This window comes from Aliikangiella marina, from assembly GCF_007004765.1.
GTDB lineage: Bacteria > Pseudomonadota > Gammaproteobacteria > Enterobacterales > Kangiellaceae > Aliikangiella > Aliikangiella marina.
The window spans coordinates 171,427-195,645 of the sequence record NZ_VIKR01000004.1; the positions used below are offsets into that span (position 1 = coordinate 171,427).

At 43.2% G+C, this 24,219-nt stretch carries 12 protein-coding genes; 6 read left to right on the forward strand and 6 right to left on the reverse strand.

The genetic code is table 11. The features are described 5' to 3' along the window. Window positions 1-10 precede the first annotated feature (10 nt). Window positions 11-733, reverse strand: a complete 723-nt coding sequence (lepB, locus tag FLL45_RS15545; protein WP_210247212.1) for a signal peptidase I — start codon at window positions 731-733, stop codon at window positions 11-13. 160 nt (window positions 734-893) lie between these two features. Next, entirely contained in the window at window positions 894-1,799 is a 906-nt protein-coding gene (locus FLL45_RS15550) for a transcriptional regulator GcvA (protein ID WP_142943009.1), read from the reverse strand. Window positions 1,800-2,395: 596 nt separating this feature from the next. Here FLL45_RS15550 and FLL45_RS15555 point away from each other — a divergent pair. Then, window positions 2,396-3,349, forward strand: coding sequence for an arginine deiminase-related protein (locus FLL45_RS15555; protein WP_142943010.1), 954 nt, complete (start codon window positions 2,396-2,398; stop codon window positions 3,347-3,349). A 90-nt stretch (window positions 3,350-3,439) separates the two neighbouring features. Next, complete coding sequence (locus tag FLL45_RS15560) at window positions 3,440-5,140, forward strand: serine/threonine protein kinase (RefSeq protein ID WP_142943011.1); 1,701 nt, start codon at window positions 3,440-3,442, stop codon at window positions 5,138-5,140. A gap of 120 nt (window positions 5,141-5,260) precedes the next feature. On the opposite strand, the gene FLL45_RS15565 is transcribed toward FLL45_RS15560, so the two are convergent. From FLL45_RS15565 to FLL45_RS15575, 3 genes are all read right to left on the reverse strand, one after another. After that, window positions 5,261-6,421 (reverse strand): FHA domain-containing protein, encoded by a 1,161-nt coding sequence (locus tag FLL45_RS15565; protein WP_142943013.1) that lies wholly within the window; start codon window positions 6,419-6,421, stop codon window positions 5,261-5,263. 731 nt (window positions 6,422-7,152) lie between these two features. Further along, window positions 7,153-7,338, reverse strand: a complete 186-nt coding sequence (locus FLL45_RS15570) for a type II toxin-antitoxin system antitoxin (RefSeq protein WP_142943014.1) — start codon at window positions 7,336-7,338, stop codon at window positions 7,153-7,155. Between the two features lie 70 nt (window positions 7,339-7,408). After that, complete coding sequence (locus FLL45_RS15575; RefSeq protein ID WP_142943016.1) at window positions 7,409-8,272, reverse strand: SPFH domain-containing protein; 864 nt, start codon at window positions 8,270-8,272, stop codon at window positions 7,409-7,411. A gap of 289 nt (window positions 8,273-8,561) precedes the next feature. Between FLL45_RS15575 and FLL45_RS15580 the strand changes: the two genes are divergently transcribed. The 4 genes from FLL45_RS15580 (at window position 8,562) to FLL45_RS15595 (ending at window position 11,690) form a co-directional block, all read left to right on the forward strand. Then, on the forward strand, window positions 8,562-9,119 hold the full coding sequence (locus FLL45_RS15580) for an RNA polymerase sigma factor (RefSeq protein ID WP_142943017.1): 558 nt from the start codon (window positions 8,562-8,564) through the stop codon (window positions 9,117-9,119). Then, window positions 9,109-9,774: an anti-sigma factor family protein gene (locus FLL45_RS15585; protein WP_142943019.1), complete on the forward strand. Its 666-nt coding sequence runs from the start codon at window positions 9,109-9,111 to the stop codon at window positions 9,772-9,774. Before FLL45_RS15580 ends, FLL45_RS15585 begins: the two co-directional genes overlap by 11 nt. Then, on the forward strand, window positions 9,774-10,679 hold the full coding sequence (locus tag FLL45_RS15590) for a hypothetical protein (RefSeq protein WP_142943020.1): 906 nt from the start codon (window positions 9,774-9,776) through the stop codon (window positions 10,677-10,679). Before FLL45_RS15585 ends, FLL45_RS15590 begins: the two co-directional genes overlap by 1 nt. Before the next feature lie 126 nt (window positions 10,680-10,805). Then, window positions 10,806-11,690, forward strand: a complete 885-nt coding sequence (locus FLL45_RS15595) for a DUF1684 domain-containing protein (RefSeq protein WP_142943021.1) — start codon at window positions 10,806-10,808, stop codon at window positions 11,688-11,690. A 51-nt stretch (window positions 11,691-11,741) separates the two neighbouring features. Here the strand turns inward: FLL45_RS15595 and FLL45_RS23225 are convergent, their stop codons facing one another. Next, a complete protein-coding gene (locus FLL45_RS23225) occupies window positions 11,742-24,197 on the reverse strand; it encodes a fibronectin type III domain-containing protein (protein ID WP_142943023.1) in 12,456 nt (4,151 codons plus the stop codon). Between the last annotated feature and the right edge of the window lie 22 nt (window positions 24,198-24,219).

Consider the following 24,219-nt stretch of genomic DNA (forward strand, 5'->3'; position numbering starts at 1 on the left):
TGCAACCCAACTAAAGCGCTTCCCAGTACCTTCCGTCTCTGGGCATAAAAAAATTATCTCCATCAAGCGAAATAACAATCCGTTCAGCTCTGCCGATAACTTCATCTCTTGGTACCATCCCAATAACTCTAGAGTCAGCACTATTATCGCGATTATCTCCCATGACCCAAAAATAACCCTGTGGAATTTCTACTTCGGGAAAACTATCGGGCGAACCAAAGTCACGCCGATTGATTCGAATAAAGTATGGTTTAGTCGCCGTCGCATTGGATTCTGCAACTGTATGGTTTTGGTCATAATCACCACTCGGCCGAGATTCACTATAGTAGGCCGCGTCTTGACGATCATTTAAAAACTCATCGAAGAGTTGGTGGGATTCAACCGCTTGGATTCCAACTGGCTTGCCGTTAATAAAAAGCCGGTTATTGAGCATTGCGACCTTGTCACCTGGAACGCCAACGACACGCTTTATCAGCCTATCCCCCGCTTGCGCTGATTGAAATACAATTACATCGCCTGGCAATGGCTCTGCGTGATGATTTAGATTGATATCGCTAAAAGGTACTTTGACGTCATAAGCCAGTTTATTGACCCAAACTCTGTCACCTATCAAAACATTTGGCTGCATGGAGCCGGAGGGAACATGGTACCAATCGGCAACCGCGGTTCGAAAGAACAACAGCAAGAATATGCCAACAATAAACCCTTTGTTATTTTGCCAAAACTTTTTCAATTGAATTTCAACCTAAAATCAAACGCATTCGGATTATGCTAAACATTTAGACTCATTAGCCAGTGAAAGTTCTCACTGTTTATATTTCCTTACAGCTTTAAATATCGTGCAAAAAATTGTGCTTAACGATCACTTGAGTCACCTGGAGCAGAATCTTAACTTAAAGCAGAGCGGCGGATTCTTGACGAACAGTTTCTAACAACCAATCAGTAAACGCTTTTATCTTGGGTCTTTCCGCAGATTCGTCAGGGCATACGATATCGTAGGAAAAGTCACTTTCCATCGTCAGTTCAAATGGTCTGACTAAGCGCCCTGCTTGAACTTCAGCTTGCGATAATACAAGGTGCCCCATTGCAATACCTTGTCCATAAATTGCCGCTTGTTGAACCATCGAGGTGTGGCTGAATACCGGCCCCTGATTAAGATTAATCCCTTTGACGCCAGCAAGCCTCAACCAGCGTCGCCAATCATCTGTTGTCCCATCATGCAATAAGGTATGAAATTTGAGATCCTCCGGTTTTTCAAGCGGACCGCCTCCATCTTGTAGCAGCTGAGGCGAACACAATGGCGTCAATCGCTCGCTCAATAAAGTAACCGAGTGCATTCCAGGGTAATCACCCGTATCGTAATATATAGCAATGTCGACATCTTCTCGGACAAAATCAACTGTTTCGTCACTGGCTTTCAAACGTACTTCGATATCTGGATAAAGCTGTTTAAATTTAGATAACCGGGGGACGAGCCATACCGTCGCAAAAGTCGGAACGACACTGACCGTGAGCGCCCCAGTCGCCCGATTAGCTTTAAGCTCGTCGGTTGCCGCAGTCAAAATTTCAAATATATCGCGAATCTTAGGCCAATAATTTTGCCCTTCATCTGTCAACAGCAATTGGCGGTTTCTTCGGATAAATAATTGAACCCCAAGAAAGTCTTCAAGCGATTTAATTTGATGACTGACTGCTGCTTGGGTTACAAATAGCTCATCGGCTGCACGAGTAAAACTAAGGTGCCGGGCCGCGGCTTCAAAGGCTCTCAAGCTTTTTAAGGGAGGCAGTCTTCTTGCCATATTTCTACCTAAAATCTCATTGGTTAAATTACGAACAGACATTCGGATTAGTTTTTTTTATGCGAGACATTATAAACGATCGTTTGAAAACCCACAATCAACTCCGTATAGTTCGCCCCGTGTTCAACGAGCACCACTGTAAAGACTTTGATTGATAGTGCTGATTGGCCATTCGCAAAGACTTTCAGCTTGGCCTAACCGCCAAGCGGTTAAACAGTAAATTTTTCCAGTACGCAGGACAGTTTGCAATTGCAAACTAGACTAATAGCTTCGGTCACGATCGCAGCACCCTCACAAGGGATTAGTCATGGATTTAAGGATACGCAATCGGTGTATTCCGCTTATCAGGACAGTCTGCCCTTGATTGATAAGCACAGGTTTTGAAAAACCTTTTTTGAGAGTTGTTTTTTTATTTTTTCTGTCCCAACAGAGTTTATTAGTGGATGCTGTGACCTCCTACCCTTTTTGGTCCTATTTATTCACAGCAAATTACTAGTAAGGCCTGCATTTGCAGGCCTTTTTTTTTGCGTCAAAAGAGCGATAATAGCACCTATCTCCTAACGATAAAGAATTATTGCAATCCCGGGCCGCAAACAATGCAAGATATCCGTCAACAACAATTGACTCATGCGATCGTCATGGTTCGTCCAATCGACTTTGGTTTCAATGAACAAACGGGGCAGGACAATGAGTTCCAACACAGACCAAAAGAAGACGAAAAACTCATTCAAGTTCTCGCTCTTCGAGAGTTTGATGCAATGGTAGAACAAATCGAAAGTCACAAAATTGATGTTACGGTACTCGGTAAAAATCATACTTCCACTAAACTCCCTGACGCAGTCTTCCCGAATAACTGGTTTTCAACTCGAGCCGATGGCAGTTTGATCATTTACCCCATGAAAACCCCCAATCGACAAGCCGAAGTTCAGGTTGAACAGTTAGTCAATCAATTGTCGGAAAAACAATTTGAAATCAAACAGCTGGTCGATCTTCGCCAGACTTATCAAAACGGCCAAGCACTCGAGGGCACTGGCAGTCTGATTTTCCATCATCCAACTGGGCAACTCTTCGCCGCAGTTTCTGAGCGTTGCGAATTTTCAGCTTTGAGAGACTTTGCCACTACACAAGGGTACCGGCTCCAATGGTTTGAAACACGAAGCTCTCATGGTAAACCCATTTATCATACTAACGTGTTAATGAGTTGTGGCGAAGATTTTGCGGTAATTGCGAAAGATGTGCTACTCGCCAATGACCAGTCACAATCAGCGATCAATGCGCTCGCAGAAACAACGCGTGACTTAATTATGATTAGTGAAGAGCAAATGAGTAACAATTTTTGTGGCAACATTATTCAATTAAAAAACCGCAATGACAGTCCCTGCATTGTTATGTCTACTTCGGCTTTAAACGGGTTTACCCAAAAACAGCTTGGTATTTTAGAGAAACACGGAGATATTGTTGCTTGTGATATCCCCACCATCGAGCATATTGGAGGCGGCAGTGCAAGGTGTATGATAGCGGAGAATTTTTTACCTAATTCTCCTCAGTGAGATTTTTATCTATAAAAACTTGTTATTTATCAGCAAGCTGGCACATTTAGGTCTAAGCTTAAAGCACAAGAAGTTGATCTAAACAGCGAAATGACCCTACCCGTATTAGCCGGCTATAAAATTAATAATGCGCTCGCAAGTGGTGGAATGGCAAAAATTTATGATGCCGTTCAGATCTCGCTAAATCGGCCTGTTGCAATTAAATTTCTGAGTAAGCAGCTTTTATCTCATTCGGAAGCCAAAGAGCTTTTCGAAAGAGAGTCGCTGATTATTGCGCAGCTTCACCATCCGAACATTGTTCAAATTTATGACAAAGGTATAAGCGAAGACTCCCAACCCTTCTTTGTGATGGAAAAAATAATTGGGATCGACCTAGCTTTAATGCTCAGTGATGGCGAGTTACCTATCAACAAGAAATTTGATATCGCGATCCAGATATGTAAAGGATTAGCCTACGCACACAAAAATGGTGTGATTCATCGTGATATTAAGCCTTCAAACATCATTATTGATCAACATGGCGATGCAAAAATCTTAGACTTTGGCATTGCATTTGTCGGCGACGAAGACGCTTCTTCCGAAAGTCCCACGACCGTTGTTGGAACCGCTGGCTATGTCGCACCAGAGCAACACGATAATTACAACAAAGCTACGGTCGCCAGTGATATCTATTCAGTTGGTGTAGTGTTTTTTGATTTGTTCGGCTTACCAACCTCAGACACCAATAAAGTTAACCCCGATAGGCTTAAAGAATTAAAATCTAAATCACTCGTCGCATTAATCAATAAGTGCTGCAGTCACAACCCAGCCGATCGCTTCGAGTCACTCACAGAAGTCAGAGACGAGTTGCTGAGAATTTCTCAAGGTAGTCACTTGGGTCAGACCAATATAAAAGCTGCCGCGAGTGAAACTAAAGATCTCTCTTCCAGCTTTAACTTACTCGATGTACTCAGTCGCTCCAACAACAAGCGGGTTTACTTATTCCAGAAAAAAAGTAACAAGCAACTATTAATTATCCGCCGATTGATGGGTGAGGTTTCGGGACTCAAAGAAGCCAAACTATTAACTAGCTTAAAACACCCCAATATCGCAAACATTTTTGCTGCAGCTCAAGCAAACGACAATGCAACGATTATTTCAGAATACCTCTCTGGAGGAAGTCTAGCGGCTCAGTTAATTCAAGACTTCGATGAGAACCACTTTCTTGAGATAGCGATTAAAATTGCTTCAGCAATCGACTTTGCTCATCAAAATAATCTTCTCCACGGAAACCTATTACCCAACAACATTATTTTTGATGATAAACAAAATCCAAAAATCTGTGATTTTGGCGTTAAACATGACACCAATGATCAACCTGAACTTGCTAAAACCTATTTGCCTCCCGGTGATAAGAAAATCACTGAACAATATGATATCTATTGTTTGGGCGCGATCTTTCATCATATGTTGTTTGGCGTACCGCCGAGTATTCCGCTTCCACCGACAGCGCCAAAAGTGTCGTTTCGTCTTGAGAAGCTTGTTGACCATATGCTCGCCATTGATCCACAGCATCGAATTCAATCCGCACAAGAAGTCTATGTTGAGTTGCTACGCATATATAACGCTGATGTCAACCGAGCAAAACGCTCAAAAATGGGTGAAGGGAGAGATGAGGATTTACCCATCGCAAGTAAACGCAAAAAAGTGCGCAAAGTAAAATCAGGCGATGACAGTCTTTGGCTTTATGGGGCACTTGGAATAGCAATCGGAGTGATAATACTCCTGGTCATCCTATTGATATTCAAATAGGTCAAACGTATTGGCTTAAAGACTCATGCAGAAACACACCGAGTTGGTTTTTAACCCTCCGCAATGAGAAATGAGCTTAAACAAGACTCACTTCACAACTCGCCCTTAGATAAACACCGTCTAGATTAGTCCTAAGAAAAACGCCGCGCCTGCTGCAATCGCCGCAACCAGGATCACGCCAATAATTAGTCCCGTTGGCGATGATTTTTCTTGCACAGCAGTACCATAACTAAGCGGTTGGTCACCCACTGATTGAAATTTCAATCGAGTACCACCGACGATTATTTCATCGCCATCTTGGAGTACTGCCCGCGACTGCATCTTTTCATTAATCAAAAGACCATCTGAAGCACCATCATTTTTCACTTCCCAACCAATGTCTGTCTCATTTAAATAGACATGTCGCGCAGAAACACTCTTTTCACTGCGAGACAAATGGTGGCCGAGCATGCGAGACAAATGAGTATGCACATTAGTGATTTCAAATACTTTTCCCTGAACATCAGTAGACAACCCATGGAAAAATACTCTCTGCGAAGCGAGCTCTTGCTGCATTCTGCCAGTTGCTACTTTGGAGGCAGACTTCTTTTCTTTTTTGGCTTTCTTTTCGCGAACAATAGTTCTTGGTTTTGAGTCAACCTTGGTCACAGGGCCAACAACGCTAAATAAAAACTCGTCGAGCCGAACTTGATCTCCGTTGCGTAGCTCACAAGACTTAACTCGCTCGTCGTTAACGTAGGTCCCATTGGATGAGTTCATATCTTCGATATAAAGCTTGTCTTTTCTTATCGCGACCTGGGCGTGTTGCCGAGAAATATAACCAAGCGGAAGTACAATATCGTTTTTGTCTTCTCGTCCAATCGTGAACCCGCTAGCGAGAGAAAAATATTGTCCGTCCAGAGGCGGCGACATCGCTTTAAACATCCACGGACTCACACTTGGGCGGATTACTGTGGCTTGGTCATTGTGGCTTGGAATATTCTCTGGACGCTCCTTAAGCGGATCCATGATTTCCAATTCACAGGTTCCGAGGCGAATGATATCCCAAGCCTCGAGTATATGTTCTTTTACAACCGGGACTTCATTGATAAATACACTTCTTTGAGGACTGACATTACGGAGTAATATTTCGTTTTGCGAAATATCTAACTCGACGTGAGTTGGGTCAACACCCGTTTCGTCAACAACTATATCGCAACTCGGATCGGAGCCAATTTTTAACGTAGAGTCCACCAACCATAAAGCCGGCTTTCTTCGATCCTTGAATTGGATTTTAAGCATCGCTATTGCAATCCTCTTTATTCTAATTATCTAATTTAGTTGAAAATATTCGCTATATGATAGCGGTATCTGTTTCGATTAAAAATAGTTTTCTTCAATTTATCTAAAAAAAGGTCAAACCACTATGACTTTAGTCGTTTTAAGGCCTTATTTGTTACAAATTTCTTTAAAAATCAATTAGTTCCAGTGCTAGTCCGCTAAATATGAACAATTTACCTAAAAAATAGGTACTCATAGTGATGGCACTAAATGGCTCAAAGCTTGCCGAATGAACCAAAGTAACCCACACCAAACATTGGCAATCAACAAACTGCAATAACTCAAACGGGAAAATGTCGTTTGGCTATATAGTCGTCATATTGGCGAAGTTGAGCTTTTTATCAACGCTCAAAAAACTAACAAGCAAGACTCAAAAAGCCGTTCACTGTTAAGTCGCAAGAAAGAGTCCCCGTCCCAGGTCTTGGCGCCTGCCTCAAAAGCCTTGGCTATTGCTGTCTTTTTAACTTCGTTTTATTACCTTGAAGATTATTTATTTAATGTTGCAAAAGCAATCATAAATAACGCTAAATAATGGCGTTATGACGAGATCCCCTTATCTTGTAGTGGTTTTATCAACGGAAATAGCGATTTTTGAGCGACGCTATCCCCCTCAGAAATCAAAGAATGCGCTGCTTAGGACAAATAATTAGAATGAGCTATTTAAGGCTAAACATTGTCTTGGATTGACTCGCTCATTCCTGGTCGGGTATTTCGGTAGGACTGGACGTCGGGGACTTGATTCGGTCAGCTTTGCGCAAGGCATCACGCAGAACATATTCAATTTGAGCATTGACGCTACGCAACTCATCATCAGCCCAACGCTGCATCGCGTCAAGAACCTCTTGATTAATTCTTAATGGAAAAGCTTTTTTAGCCACTTAAAATCACCTCAAACGATAAGCAGAAAAAAGCTGAGTTTAATCTGTTTCAACTCAGCTTAAGGGGTGTTTAATAAAGGCTTCCAGCATTAACGATTGGCTGCGCAGAGTCATCACTACATAATACGACTAATAAATTGCTCACCATCGCAGCGCGTCGCTCAGAGTCTAAATCGACAACTTCTCTTTCGGCTAGTTGATGAAGCGCCATTTCAACCATACCGACTGCCCCCTCTACTACCTTTTTGCGCGCTGCAATAATCGCCATTGCTTGTTGGCGACGTAGCATTGCATTCGCTATCTCCGGCGCATAGGCTAAATGACTAATTTTAGACTCAATTACTCTAACGCCAGCTTTGTCCAATCTCGCTTGCACCTCATCTTTAAGTGCATCAGAGATTTCGATGGGATTACTGCGTAGTGCAATAGTTTCTCCTTCATGATTGTCATAGGCGTAGCTAGTCGCCAAATTTCTCAAGGCAGCCTCGCTTTGGATGGAGACAAAGTCTTCGTAATCATCGACTTGGAATACAGCCTCAGCAGTATCTACAACTTCCCATACAATCACTGCCGCAATTTCGATTGGATTACCGTTTTTATCGTTAACTTTTAACTTACCACTTTCGAAGTTTCTTACTCGAAGCGACACACGAAGCTTTGAATAAAAAGGATTTGCCCACCTTAAGCCTGGCTCATGCACGGTACCCACATATTTACCAAACAATTGTAAAACTCGCCCTTCTTTTGGGTTCACCATAAAGAACCCAAACCAACAAATAAATATAACTAGCACTAGAAGGCCACTGAGTATTGCGCCAACCGGTCCCGTTTTCGCTAGGTTGACCATCAATAAAATACTGGCAACCTGCGCGATAAATAAAACCAGCAAAAACATAATCCCGTTAGGCGCTTTTATCACTTTTTCTTGAATCATATTGTTCTCCTTATAAGAACCCCAAATTTCTATTTGATATCATTATGATATCATTTTTAATGTTTGACCACTGGAAAGTTGTTAAGAGTTTTGTAAATCCTTAATATTCATATAGTTAGCCTCACTACGCTTGTTTAAGTTACACTTATTACAGCAACAATGGGTCGCTAATGAAGAGATATCGTCTGATCGATAAGAAAAATCCAAAAATTTCCAAACTATTTGCAATCTATCGTCGACATAAGCAACAACTCACTAATATTCATCATGATAAATTAATTGGAAAACTATGTTCCAGCTGAGAAAAGACGAAAAACTGATAGAAAAAGCGCTCGGTGGCTCGCAGTCTAGTTGGGTTTCTTTAGTCAAGCGTTACGAAGGGCTGGTGTACAACTACTGCTACCGAATGACCTTTAATAACTCTGACGCGATGGACCTCATGCAAGAGGTTTATCTTGCCGTTTATCGGAACTTACCCGCTTACCGCGGCGACGGAAAATTTAAAAGTTGGATGATGCGAATTGCCGCAAACAAAACGACTGACTTTTTAAGATCCCGAGGAAGAAACCCATTACACCAAGCCGGCGATGTGTTGGACGATGAGTTTCACACACATGACTCGCCTCATTCTGATTACGAAGAATACGCAGAAAACAAACAAATTATGAAAGTACTAGCGACACTCTCAGAGGAGCATCGCATGGTTGTTGAGCTGAAATTTTTTCAACATTTTACCTTTGAAGAGATTAGCCAACAAACCGGCGTCGCCGTTAGCACTCTAAAAACCAGACTTTACGCCGCCTTGCAAAAATTGAAAGGCCATATGGAGGTTCAAAATGTTGTGTGATCACCAAGTAGTTACTGATCATCTAATCGACTACATTGATGGTAAGCTGTCGCCAGTCATGCGCAAACAAGTCGAAGACGCTATGGCTGAATGCCCCAGTTGTAAAGAGGCTTATCTTAATGCTGTGGCGTTAACCCAAACGGCCGCCCGCTGGCAAGATCAGCCTGTACCAGAATGGCATCGGACAGAGTATGCAGTTCGTCCACGTCAACAGACCAGCAGTTGGCTGAATTGGACTTCGTTAGCAGCTTCAGCGATGGCAATTTTGATGGTCGTTTTTCAGGTCAACATTTCCACAAGTGAGAACGGCCTACAAATCGCTTTTGGTAGCCAAGCTAATGTCGATGCAATCGTTGAGCGGAAGTTAGCGGAATATAAGCAGCAACAAGACACCCTGCTCGATGCTAGATTTGTTGCCGCCGCAGATAAACAAGATACTGCCCGTAAATTAATGATGGCTGACATGCTCGACAAAACCCGTGAAGAACGTCGCGATGATTTGAACTTCATTGTCACCGGGATCCAGACTCAACGTTTTGAAGATCAAGCCAAACTCGATAAAGAGTTGCTATCACTCGCGCAAAATCAAATTGAAAATAACCAGTACATTAGTCAGTTAATCCAGTCTGCTAATTATTCTGAGGGAGACAAGTAATGAAAACCCATGCAGTAATCAAAAAATCCTTAAAGACAACTTTCGTTGCTTCACTAGGCGCAATCGCAATGCTCGGAACGGCGTCGGTTGTTCAAGCAAGTGATGATTATAACCGCGCTCAAAAAGAGCTTAGGATTATGAGTAAAATTTTTGAAACCTCTCTGGAGGATATTTCGACTCAGAATGTCCGCTTTCCAGGCTCAAAAAAGGTTCAAGCGACCTATTTAGCTAAACAAGGTATGGTATTCACATTCAATTTTGGTCGCAATGCTTTCGGTCAATCAGACTGGGGAGCATTTGGTGAAGGAATCGGTCAAATGGTCGGTGTAATTGCCTCAGAAGTTGGCAATGCGCTGGCAGAAGTCCCCATGCCACCTGAAGCACCCTCGGTTGTCGAGCCAGTACCAGATCTTTCAGTTGATTATGAAGAATACTTTGAAGCCTATGAAAAGCGGATGCAAGCATTAGAAGAAATGCGAGAGAGACATCGTGAGCAACGCAGTGAAGTCAGAGAGCTACAACGTGAAATACGCAACCTTGAACGTAAAAGTGTTCGAGAAGAAAAGCGCTCTAAAGAATTAGAACAAGTCAAGCGCGAGCTTGAGCAAAAAGTCGAAGTCCTCAATGATAAAATGGATGAGTACAAAAAATCGATGGCCGAATATCGGAAAAAACGAGACCAAAAATACATCGAAAGTACCCAATTAAAATCTGATGCTATTATCTCAACACTTTGCGATTATGGCGCAACAATGCGTTCTCTCAAATCAGATGAGCACATCACATTAATTTTTAGCGACTATCAAGACAAAAAAGATTTAATATACGTGTTTGACTCGTCTGATATTAAGCGCTGTGATGACGCCAAGCAACTCGCTAGAGAAGCGATAAGCTATCAACTTTAAACGTTTTTTACGGTTCAATAAAAAGCCTCTCGATTGAGAGGCTTTTTTGTGTCTAAACCAGCAGTTTTCCTCCGCGCGAGTCTTTTGTTATGCTTTACCAATCTATTCAGTTGCAGAGCTAAGCCAATGGCTACAATAAAATTTGTTGTCACAACACTCATTATTTTTTCGCTTTTTTCTTGCGCTTCAAATCCTCAACCGGATTATCTGGGTTATTGGCAACAGTGGAAAACTGATTATGAAAAAGGGCTCAAAGGAAAAGGGGGTTGGTTATCACTCGCTGGGCTTTATTGGTTAGAGCCCGGTGAAAATAGTTTAGGTTCCGATTCAAGCAATGAGCATCGCTTTCCCGCGCACGCCCCTAAACAGGTAGGAATTATTCAAGTAAAAAACAAGCAAGTGTTTTTTGAAAGCAGGCTAAATAACTTGATGATTGATGGGCAAATAAAAAAATCTGCCATACTCTCAATCAAAGAAGCTACACCGGTCAGTTTTGAGAACTTTGAATTTTTCGTCATCGAAAGAGAAGGAAACTATGCTATTCGTTTAATCGATAATAACTCGCCAATAGCGAATTCCTATCATGGTTCCAAATTCTATCCATTCGATCAATCCGCTATTGTGAAAGCCAAATTAACGCCTCATAAAGAACCCACTATTATTAGTGTCGCTACCGTCTATGGCACCAATCGCAAAGAAAAATCAGCGGGCTTCGTCGACTTTACCTATAAGGGTAAAAAGGGACGATTAGAGGTTGTGGATTATGGACCTGACTCTCCGCTTTATTTGCTTTTCGGAGATACGACAAACGGAAAAGACACTTATGATGCCGGCAGATACCTAAAATTTGCCAGACCTGACGAAAGCGGCAAAATACTTTTAGACTTTAATCGTGCTTATAACCCCCCTTGCGCATTTACCGATTATGCAACCTGCCCACTCATTCCACCACAAAATCGATTGAGTTTCAGTATTGAAGCAGGCGAAAAGAATTATGAAAAGCGAGACTAAAGTTTTAAACGTTGCAGGGACTCACATTCAGTCCCTGTTATGCATAAAAACCTATTGCCGACTAGACCGCCTAGAGCTATTTCGTTGACTAAAAATAAGCCACAGTAGAAGCATATAAAAACTAAACGAACCACCGCCGCCACCAGATCCACTGTTCGTTTCTGGCTGTGTCGTTTCATCGGCTTTTTCCGCTACGATTATCACAATGGTATCAGTAACTACTCGGCTTCTATCGTCAGTCACTGAAAGACGAAGCTCAATATTACCAGCCGGGACATTAGTGATATTGGCAGTCGCTTGGTTAGCATTGTTAATGTTAATGATCGGACCGCTAATTCGCTCCCATTGGTAAGCAACAATTGCATTGCCATTGTTTACTACATCGGCTTCCAGCGAAACAGTATCGCCTTCAGTTACATTAGCCACAGTAACAATTGATACTTCAGGCGCTTCCGGAATCGGTCGTGCAATTCCTCCTGGGTCAACCACGGTGCCGTTAGCTATCTCGTCATCATCATTTAAGCCGCCATCTTCGATGACCATCATCAAGCAGTTGTCGCCTTGATTCAGTCCGATTGAATAAGCACTGTCTCCCGGTGCAGGACAAGCACCAGAATTACTTGCGGTAGAATACAAGCGGTTATTACTATCTACTACAAAATCTTGCCAACCATTGAGTGGATGAAGTTTACGGTAAGTCGCATTGGCCGGAATTGGCTCAGCCAATGCAATGACGACTTGAACCGACTGTCCAATCACTGGAAGATTGCGAACTTCAAAATCAAACCATCGCCCGACATTAATAAACAAGTTATCACTTCCATGGGACTGGTATGCAATACTATTTTCTAATGATGATTCAGATAAATGGATTCCACCTTGGTTATTACTGACTGCCGTCGCTCCCATCACCAACTCAACACCGGCATCAGCTTCCATCAATAGATTATTACCGTTCCCACCAGTTGCCAGTTGAATAATGTTTGCCGTTGATATGCTATCAAGATAATCCGCAATGCCATCATTATCGGAATCCTGCAACCCTTCTTCCGCATCAGATAAACCATCTCCATCGCTATCGACATTGGCTGATAAAGCAGGTGCGCTCGCAATCACATTAAGATTAATCGTTGCGCTCACCGATTCCGACGGTACGCCATCATCAGAAACAATCACTGAAGAACTAAACAGACCAATATCTACTAAGGTTGGATCAAAGGTTAAAGTGTGAGCGATTGGATCAATAGCAATGGTCGCATTGTTCACACCGCTCCAATTAACCGAGTGACTATCGATTGCATTACCATCGGATATTGAAGCATACAAGATAACTTCACCACCATCCTGGGTCACAGTGGTCACTTGAATGCCACCTTGTTCGGCACTCAAAGAGACTCTCGGTGTTGCATTCGATTCACTAATCGTAATTTGATGAGTGGTGTTACTCGCTAACACAGCGTTGGATGCACTGGTCAAATTAATATTAAGTAACTCATCGCTTTCGGCCAAGTTGTCTTCAACAATCTGAATGAGCAAACTGGTTTTATCGTCACTAGTGATTGATAGGGTTCCTCCGCTTTGGGTAAAGCCCTCTTGCAAACCACCGCCCGCGACTAAAACATAGTCATCGGTCGAGACGCTGCCATCAAGGGTAAACTGAATATCGACAGGATAAATGGCGGCATCGCCGGATAAAGAGACATCCAAGGTAATCAAATTATCCTCGCCTGAAACCCGTCCTTCACTGATCAGCAGTTGAGGAACAATATTAACCGTTTGAGTGGCTATAGCCCGGTTTCCTGAACTATCTACTGCACTCCAAACCACTTGGTGCGAACCAGGTCGTAATTCGCTATCACCGTCAATAACAACAGCAACAGCGCCATCGACGTTATCTGAAGCCGAGACATTGTTGGTTGGAATTTCTGTTAACGCACCTGTCGCATTAATAGTAACAATAGAATCAAGCGTAATTGTTGGCGCGATGGTATCCGACGCATTTAAATATTCATCTAAATTTGAAACCCCATCACCGTCTCTATCTTCGGTTGCATCAGAGGCATCGTTCGGATTCAGATCGCGATCAACTTCCCATCCATCGGGCATACCATCGCCATCGCTGTCAGCGTTAGCCGGATCGGTTTGCGCATTAAACTCTTCTAGATTCGATAAGCCATCATTATCATCATCGAGTACCGCATCGCTGGCGTCTTGAGCATTTAATCCATTGGCTATTTCCCAAGCATCAGTCATGCCGTCGCCATCACTATCAATGACTGTATTGAGCGCAGAGGTTGTAAAGCTCAGTAATTCACTTGTGGTTGCTTCACCGGCGATGTTGTAAGCGATGACTTCGACAAAATAAGTTGTCGCAGGTTCTAGTTCAACCAGGGTTACCGCATGTTCATTGAACGCTCCAAAATTAGCTTCTCTATCGACTAAATTGCTCGCACTCGTTCCAAATTTTATTTGTGCGTATGCATAATCAGTGTTCTGCCAACTGACTAACGCCGAGGTAGCACTAATAAAGCTTGCATCCGGCTGTGTTAAGAACACGGGGGCCAGTAAATGAGATTCGACTCCAGTGTCAAAAGTCACTAAATCCGTTTCGGTCACATTCGCTGAAAAGTCTGATAACGTCGCTTTCAACTCATAACTAGTCGCAGGTTCAAGTCCTGAAACTACAACTACGTGGGACTCTGCAGGCACAAGGTTACCCGTTTGCGACCAAGTTGTTTCTCCCACTTTCCTGTATTGAACAAGTACCGAAGTAAATTCATCTGTCATCATTTCAACAATTGCTTTATCACCAAAACCTCGAACCACCGGGGTTGATACCACAGGATCCGCAGCCAAAGTTTCTAGAAATGCGTTTGAACCTTCAGCGGATGAGTTTAGATTATCATCACAATCATCATCGTCATCCCCACAACTGCTCGCTAACGGAATAGTAATAGGCTCGAGCGACACGCTAGCAGTGTAACCATGATGATCAGTTGAATATGCGTTACATTGATAAACCGCTCCCTGAACAAGATTAGTTAGGTATAAATAGTGATGCTTGCTTCGACGCGCTTGATTAGCTTCGCGCGTCTCACCGCCACCGGTACACACTAAACGGCCATCAGCGTTGACATCAGTTCGCCAATAAACCATCAGTTTTTTGTAGGTCAGTTTTATGATTCTGACATCTTCCATAAAATGAGGATTACCTTGATGACCGCGCACTTTTGTACGGAAAGACATCACTTCACTCTCTCTAATATTGCCAGCAGCATCCTGCGCTTTGACTCGGAAGTAATAGACCGTATCCGGTTGTAATCCTGTTACTGGTAAATTATGGAAAGTCCGCATGCCATTTTTCGATTCAAGTTGATTCAGATCATCCGGTGAGGTACCGATCACCAACATGGTTGTTGCTGGTTCGCTAGTTTCCCAACGAATAACAACACTTTGATGGGTGATATTTTGAATTAAAGGACTACCCAAAAAAACAGGAGCTTCAGTATCAGGCGATGCCAGAGTGGTAAAGCTGATTTGTCCACTCAGCGTCGGCCCATTGCCTTCTCCGTCGGTCGATGAAACCGTTAACAAATAAGTTGTTTCAGGTAACAAATCAACTAATGGGATTGAATGTTCTACCACTAAGTTTTCATCGGTGACGACATGGAAATTCTCACCATCATTATAAGACACACCACTGGTTGAAGGCTCATCCGTCGTCCAAATCACTGTCGCTTCAGTATCAGAAATATCGATAACAATAGGGGTGAGTAATATCACAGGCGGATTGACATCCGGTGCCGGTAATGTTGTTACCGTTTTAGGCAGACTCGCTGTTGGGCCATTGCCAATTAAATCAGTCATTTCAACGACGACTTCATACGGCGTATTCGGCGACCGATTATCAATCAATAATTCGTGACACTCACCTGGATTATTTAATTCAAACCTTTCATCACCAATAGCAATTTCACCGGTGACAATCTCGTTAGCACAGAACCACACGACAAAGTGTTCGTGAGTGATATTCACGAAATGTGGACCTTCAACAAATTCAGGGGCTTTATTATCAGGTAAATCCAAAGTGGTAAAGCTGGTACTGCGAGTCGCGGTTGCTTGGCCCGATTTATCGACAGAATGAACATCAACGAAGTATTGCGTAATCGGATCTAACCCCGTCAGTATTATTGAGTGGTTCAAACTCAACTCACTGCGCTCAATACCAGTCCCATTAGACAAATCTAAAACACTGGTCCCAGGTTTATCGGTCTGCCATTCAACTATCGCTGAGTTCTCAGTAATTTTTCTGACTATCGGCCCCGCGATAATTATTGGCGCATTATCGGTATGCAGCAAATAAATTGTTTCTGAGGTCTGCTGCGAAATTTCATGACTGACATTTGTAATCGCGAAACCAGACTGCAATGGCGGATTAACTAAAATATCAGTCTGTTGATTATTAAAAATGGCAAATCCAAACTGACCTTGTTCATCCGTCAGGGCGTTACTATTTACCGTATCACCACTATTCTCGAGGTAATAACTCACTCCGCTATCAGTCACTGCATGATCGCTTCTCAACTTAACACCCGGCACAGCAACACCATTTGCATCCAAGGCTTTTCCAGAAAGAATTGAAATCGGGAGTACAATATCTAAAACGGTAACAGCACTTACCGACAAATTATTCGGTAAATAATAAGCCGCCGCAAAGTCAGGCAAAGGATAGGCTTGCTCTACTGGATCATTGGCCGTTAAGTAAGGTCTTATTTTGTAATTACCGGGAGCCACTTTAAATTCAAAGTAACCACTAGCATCAGTAACCACATCAATATCAACGGGCTGATTATTCACTTGATCGACGATCGTCAACTTAACGTTGTCAATCGGATTACCTTGCGAATCAGACAGTGTTCCAGGTACGGTAATCGCACCTGAAATAACGAAAGTGTCGCTGCTATCACCACTGATGCTATAAGCAGCAAACTTAGTCGCTGCGACATCGCGGTTTTCAATCGGCGGCGTAAAAATGATATCCGTCGCTTGGTCGGCAAACATAGCGACTGTGAAGTTACCACTCGCATCGGATTTAGCGTGCGTATTCGCTGATGTACCAGCGCTTTCTAAGTAGAAGCTTGAGTTATTATCATGAAAAATGTGACTAATTTTTAGGGCGACATCGGCGACCGGATTGCCAAGACTATCCAGGGTTGTTCCCGTTAGTATCGCCAAAGGTACTACTACATCTTGAGTAGTTGCCCCAGTGACGGCGATATTTTCTTCGGCAAATAACTCTGTGGCAAAATCTGGTAATGGATAACTGGGTAGCGAACCACCAACAAGTGAAGCGCCAAACGGATTCAGGTGTGGTTTTATTTTGTAAGTTCCGGGCTCTACTTGAAACTGATAAAAGCCATTTTCATCAGTATAAATTTCTCGACCGATTTGATCGTCACTGATTTGGTCGTGCAATGTTACTTGGGTATGGTCTATTGCGCGACCTTGTGAATCTCTCAAGTAACCCGATAATGCTTCACCTGCGACTAAGGTGAAGTTTTGGTTAGTATCGGTTGATAGATTAACGTTACTGAATGAAGTCGCAGCCAAGTCCAACCGGCTGGCTGGCGGAACAAGAACCAAGTCGAATGACTGATTGGCAAAGAGTGCAAAGCTAAAGTTACCCGCATTGTCGGAGATTGAATAACTACCCGAGTCGCTACCATAATTATCTAAGTAAAAGCCTTGACCTGAGTCTTGATATTGATGGCGAATGGTTAAACCAACGCCGGCAATTGGATTACCACCTGTATCTAATGTTTGACCCGAAAGAATTACAAAGGGGAGCTCAAGATCGATCGTCACGTTGCCAGTAACTGATATATTTTCTAAACCATCGATTACTGAGGCAAAATCTGGAACCGGATAACTCGGAATAGTTTGCGCTTGAGAGCCAAATACATCGATCAGCGGTCGCAATTTATAGGTTCCCGGCGCAACCGGAAATTCAAAATAACCATTTTGGTCAGTCGTCACGCGATTACCCACTTGATTACCAGTGGTTTGTAAATGCAAGCTTACTTGAACATTATCGATTGCTCGACCTTGAAGATCTTTTAAGTGGCCGGATAACACATTAGCGTCACCAATCAAGGTAATCCAGTGCACTAAATCCTCATCTTGAATCAAAATTGTGTCCAGAGGTGGTGCACTGAAATCTGAATTACTTGGCGGTGTTACGCCGATTAAATATTCTCCAGATGATAGATATTGAAATTCATAAGAACCATCAGCCGCAGTCATTACTGATTGTAATGCTTGCGCATCTTGGTTGTATAAAGTGACTTCAGCACCTTCGATCGGGCTACCCTCACCGGTGACTATACCGCGAAGATTAGCGCCATTGGGTCCCGGCAAGGTCGCATCGCTATCATCACAGACATCTCCCCGTCCGTCTCCATCCGCATCAAGTTGGTCGGAATTGGGTACCAGCGGACAATTATCATTTTCATTGATAATACCGTCATTATCTAAATCATTGTTAGGATGCGGTGTGGTAAAATTAATGATCGCACTGGAAGTTGATTGATTTAAAATATTCAGGGCATCGACTTGCAGATAATAAGTGGTATTACCCTCAAGGTTTTGCAAATTAATACTATGCTCTGTCGATAGATTTGCGTCAACGTTTGAATTATTCAGATTAGTATCCGACAAACCGTAACGCACGACTCCTGTTGAAGCATCTAAAGTAGCCCAGCTGACAGTCGCGCTGGTCTCAGTAATATTGCTCACAATAGGTTGAATACTGAAAACAGGGAGCGGTGTGACTTCTTCCGGTAGAGTCGTAAACTCTCCATCAATACACAAGGATTGATTACCTGCACGATCTTCAATAATAACTTGATATTCGTAACTGGTTTCAGACGCTAATCCGGTTAACAATAACGAATCATTAGCTAAGAAATTAATGGTACTTGCTCGCTGCCAGTCTTGCTCACCAACCACACGATATTCAATGGTGGCTATGGTTGGCTCATTCGCTCCCCAGCCAATCAGCGCAGAATCGGTATACACGGTGATGCTAGCACTTCCATTACAACTTGGCGGAATCGTATCAGGTGACGCGCCTGTCGATGCATTAATATCTGCAGACACGGTGGCACCAGCTATGTCTGTTGAATAAACACTACATTGGTAATTTGTGCTTGCTGTTAATCCCGTTAATGTCAATGAATGAATTTTCGTTAGGGCGTCATCACTCACTTCAAAACGAACTTTCTCAACCGGCAGTGGTGGTGGAGGCGGAGGTGTTTGGCTATCACCATCAAACTCGACATTTAGTAGCAGATTAGGTGAACCTGCTGGGTTAGAAATTTTATCTTGAGTTGCAAAGCCACTTAAACTACTGCTCACTTCACTTGGCAGTGCGCTGGGATTAGCTTGTAAATACATGGCGACTGCACCAGCAACATGAGGTGCAGCCATCGATGTTCCGCTAATCGTATTAAAACCACCTGTATGCCACGCGGCATTGATGCTAGAACCCGGGGCAAAGAGATCAACACAGGCCCCCCAATTAGAAAAACTTGAACGAGCATCAGCAGCGGTTGATGATGCAACGGTTATTGCGGCAGGAACACGGTTCGGTGAACCATAGCAGGCATTAATATTCGAGTTACCCGCAGCAACAACAAAAGTGACGCCAGTATTAATTGCATTGTTAACGGCCGTATCTAGCGCAGGCGAGCTTCCGCCCCCCAAACTCATATTAGCGACTGCAGGCAATGACGCGTTCCCAGCAACCCAATCGACACCTGCAATAACACCAGAATTCGAGCCAGAACCATTACAACCTAAAACCTTAACTGCTGTTATGTTAACGTTTTTAGCAACGCCATAAATCGTGCCACCAAGTGAGCCGGCAACATGAGTACCATGGCCATTACAATCGGAAGCATCAGCATCGTTGTCGACAAAATCCCAACCCGATGTCGCACGACCGACAAATTCACTGTGACCGATATTCACGCCTGTATCAATTACGTATGCATTAACGCCAGAACCATCAAGTTGATAGGTGTAGTCGGTGGATAACGGCAAATCTTGTTGGTCAATTCGATCAAGTCCCCAGGTGGCACCTGACTGAGTATCATAGGCACGCATCACTTGATCTTGCTCAATCATCATAATGCGAGGGTCCTTCTGCAAATCAACCAATTCGCTAGGCGACATTTTGATTACAAACCCATTCACCGCATTAGGATACTGTTGAATGATTTCACCATTAACTTGATTGGCGATTTCCATCGCGGTTGTTTGTAGTTGAAGTTTTCTTTGTTCGAGAGTCAGCTGACTAAAAGGAATAACCGTTTGACTATCGGCAGAACCGAACACCGCAGGGGCATAACTATCTTTCAACAAAACAATATACTGATCTTTGATCGCTTTAGACGCATCAACACGACTTATTCTCGCCGTGTTTTTGTTTAAGAAAAATGACTGTAATAAATGCTGAGCGACATTTTCTCCTTCGACCTTATCGGTTTCGCAGACTAATCGGCTATCAGCGTTGTAATTTGTTTCCCAACCAATGGTTAACGAAGTATCAGTCACGTTATCGACATTCGGTCCGTTGATAATTGCTAAGGGTGCCGGTAATTCTTGTAAGGTTCTAAAACTCAATACATCGCTCACCACGGTATTGCCGGAAGGATCGCTTGATTCAACTTGGAAATAATACAAAGTATCAGCGGTTAATCCTGTCAAAGGCACGATGTGATCTTGATTAAATCCAGAGACCGTGAATTGTTGATTTAAATCATTTTCGCTCAGTCCAAGATGAACAACGCTTGTTGCGGCTTCATCGGTTGTCCAAAGAACGACTGCGCTACTCGTAGTAATATCTTCTACGAAAGGTCCCGCAATAATTTTAGGTGGAGTCGTATCTGGTTCACCTAAAGTGGTGAATTCAACAGGTTCTGATACTGTTGGTCCATTGCCAAAAGCATCACTCGAGGCAGCGGTTAATGTATAAGTCGTGTTTGGTGTGAGCCCAGTCAAATAGATGACATGTTCTTTAACAAGATCATCATTAAACAAACTATCAACCATTACACCATCAGTATACTCAACACCACTGTCTGCAGCCTCGTTCGTCGTCCAGCGCACAATGGCAGAAGTGTCAGTAATATCAGTAACAATAGGTCCGGTTATAATGGGTGCTTCTAAATCAATAAATGGCAAAGTTACGACCAGAAGTGGCTCGCTGGCTACCGGTCCATTACCAGCGACATCAGTAATTTCCACAACCACAAGATATTCACTGTTAGGTGTCAATCCTTCAACGGTATACTCGTGACACACTGAGGCTGCATTAATTGGGTAGCTCGTATCATTCACCAATACAATGGCAGTAACAGGCTCATCCGCACAAAATTCTAAAGTAAACTTATTGTAATCAATCGCGATAATGTCCGGACCACTAATAAACTTCGGCGGGATCGTATCGGGAATTGGTAGGGTTCGAAAATTGGCGGGTTTGGTCTCTGAAGTTAAGCCATTTTGATCCGTCGATGATACAAGCGTTTGATAATCTGTATCCGGCGTTAAGCCAACTAAAACCATCGAATGATTAGTTGCCAAGTCTTCATTGATTAAAGTATCTCCACCAACAATATCAACCTGGCTATTAGCTAAACGATCAGTTGTCCATTCGATAACTGCTGACACATCGGTAATATTTTTTACAAAGGGGCCTGCAATTATTTTCGGTGGTAAAACTTCGCTAACCGGTAAAGGTCGTGTTTGAAAACTAATAATGCTACTAGTCGTGCTGGCGACTTCAATATTCAATGCATCGACTGCTAAATAGTAAGTCGTGTCTGGTAACAAACCAATCAGATTCACTCGATGTTCAGCGGTAAACTCAACATCCGCTTGTAATTCGTCTAAGTTACCTGCGGACAGTCCATACCTCACTTGACCTGTTGAGAAGTTCTCGGTAGTCCAATTAACTACGGCTGAATCACTGGTAATCTGATCGACGAATGGTTCGATAGTAAAGCTCGGGCTCGGTATGCTGATCGGTACCCCAGAATTAAATTCTCCCGCACTACAATCTGTCGCATTACCCGATAAATCAACTAGCGTAAGCTGGTGATCATAATCAGTCTCTTGGGTAAGTCCTGATAAGACAAATACACCATTTTCTTTGACCTCGAAGTCGACTTTTTGTCGCCACTCGTTGCCTGCTTTAACTTTGTAACTCAGCTGCGCTGAAACTAACTCATCAGATTGCCAGGTAAACTCAGCGATTTCTCCATACCCAGCAATATTAATCGCCGAGCATTGAGGCGGAACTGCATCAGGAATGGCTGGCGTAGTAAAGCTGAGCGTTTGATTTAAAATGACGCCGCGCACATCGGTCGAATAAATAGCACAGCGATAATCGGTTTCTGCCAGTAAACCAACCATCGTCAGCCGATGATTTTTAACGAGATCGGTTTTATTAACTTCACTTGTTCCCGCTAAAGATTCACAAACAAGACGGCTGTCGGCATTAACGTTAGTTGACCAGTTAAGCGTAACGCTATCGCTATAGAGTCGTTCGATAACGGGTCCAGTAACGATACTGGGCGGTTGCGGTAATCCGGCTGTGTCAGTGGTAAATGAAAAAACATTACTGGTAACGCTATTGGCCGCCAAATCAGTTGACTGAGCTTGAATGTAATAAGTGGTTGCAGGCGTTAAATCAGTGAGAATTAGCTCGTGCTGGGTAGAAAAACCAGGTGACATATCAACTTGGCTTAATCCATTTTCACTCGAACCATACAAAACTAATGTTGTCGAGGAATCATCGGTTAACCAACTTATTTTAGCGCTTACGTCAGTAATATCTTGAATCAGTGGCCGGCCTAAGATCAACGGTGCTGTTACATCAGGTTCCGATTGAGTAGTAAACTGAATGATCGCAGAGTTTGCAGGACCATTGCCGGCAGCATCTTTTGAAGAGGCTACTAAGTTGTAAGTCGAACTTGCCGTTAGCCCTGTGACTTGAACGGAATGAATAGTGACAAGATCATTATTGTGAATAACTCGATATGTCGAACCATCATTCACTGAAACGCTACTAGTTGATGGTTCATCGGTGGTCCATAAAACGATCGCAGCGGTGTCAGAGATATCAACAACGATCGGAGTTGATGTCAGTTGTGGCGGCGTTAAATCAGCCGCGGCAAGTGTTCGTATCACAATATCGACACTTGATGTGGGTCCATTACCCGCTGTATCAGTAATTACCGCATTGACTAAATAGTCGGTATTCGGCATTAAGTCGAATACTTCAGCCTGATGACAACGCGATAGACTAGGTAGCGAAACGGAAACTTCCCCAACATTGAGAGTTCCAGTAACAGGTTCATCCGCACAAAAAGAAACCGTCAGTTGCTCATCCCGCAGATCAGTTGCAAAAGGATTTTGTACAAAGCGCGGCGCTGTCGAATCTTCTGTGCTAGCGGTGGTAAAATTAAACGGCCTATCGATTGACTCATTGCCATTTTCGTCAATCGTTTTCGCAACTGCCGAATAACTAGTCGCAGCAGAGAGTCCGTCAATTGCTACCGAATGGAATTGTGTTAAAACACCACTGGCGATGGTCGCACCACCAACAAGCTCGACTGAGCCCAAAGCAGGTTTATCGGTTTGCCAAATGACTTCGACTGAAGTATTCGTCAAACTTTTAATAAAAGGACCCGCGAGAACTTTTGCCGCGACCGGATCTTGAAAAGCTAACTCGACATCCTGAGTAACATTCTGATTGATATTGATATCACTAACAGTCTTTTCGATAAATCCGCTATTCACACTTGGCGAATAGGTCACGTCATAAAGGCAGTCATTGGGTTCCGTGTAATAGCCAGACGCCACACAAGTGTCACTTGAAAAAACTAAAACCTGATAGTCTCCATTAACATCAGAGACACTACTTGAATTTTGATGGATAACGTTGTGCTGAGAGAGCTTACCTTGACTGCCCACTTCAGGACCAAACCATTGTTTGTTGGTTTGCACTTCAACCCCTGAAACCGGTGCTTGGTTTTCATCAACTATGCGACCAGATAACTGCACAAAATCAAAAGTCACATCTCTAACTAAATCTCCTGTTACCACAAAGTCTTCAGAAGAGAGGGTTGCATTGTAGGGCTCGCCATCAATACTGACATCATCAGCATAAAAATAAGTTAATAGGAAATAGTCACCATCAGCAACAGTCCATGAATAAGCGCCATCGGCACCGACTTGAGTTAAACTACCCGCCAATGTCACGTTATTACCGACAACCTGATAGAGACTAACGCTTGCCCCTTCAATTGGATTTCCTGCCTGATCTTTGACGATTCCACTGACGGAAGCGGCGTTTATTGCAGCGGAAACGGACAACAAAAAGAATGTTAGAACGCTCGACCCTAGTCGGCGTAAAGCGGTTCTGATAATTCTTTTGCGCATGTGGCAACTCCAAATTTTTATT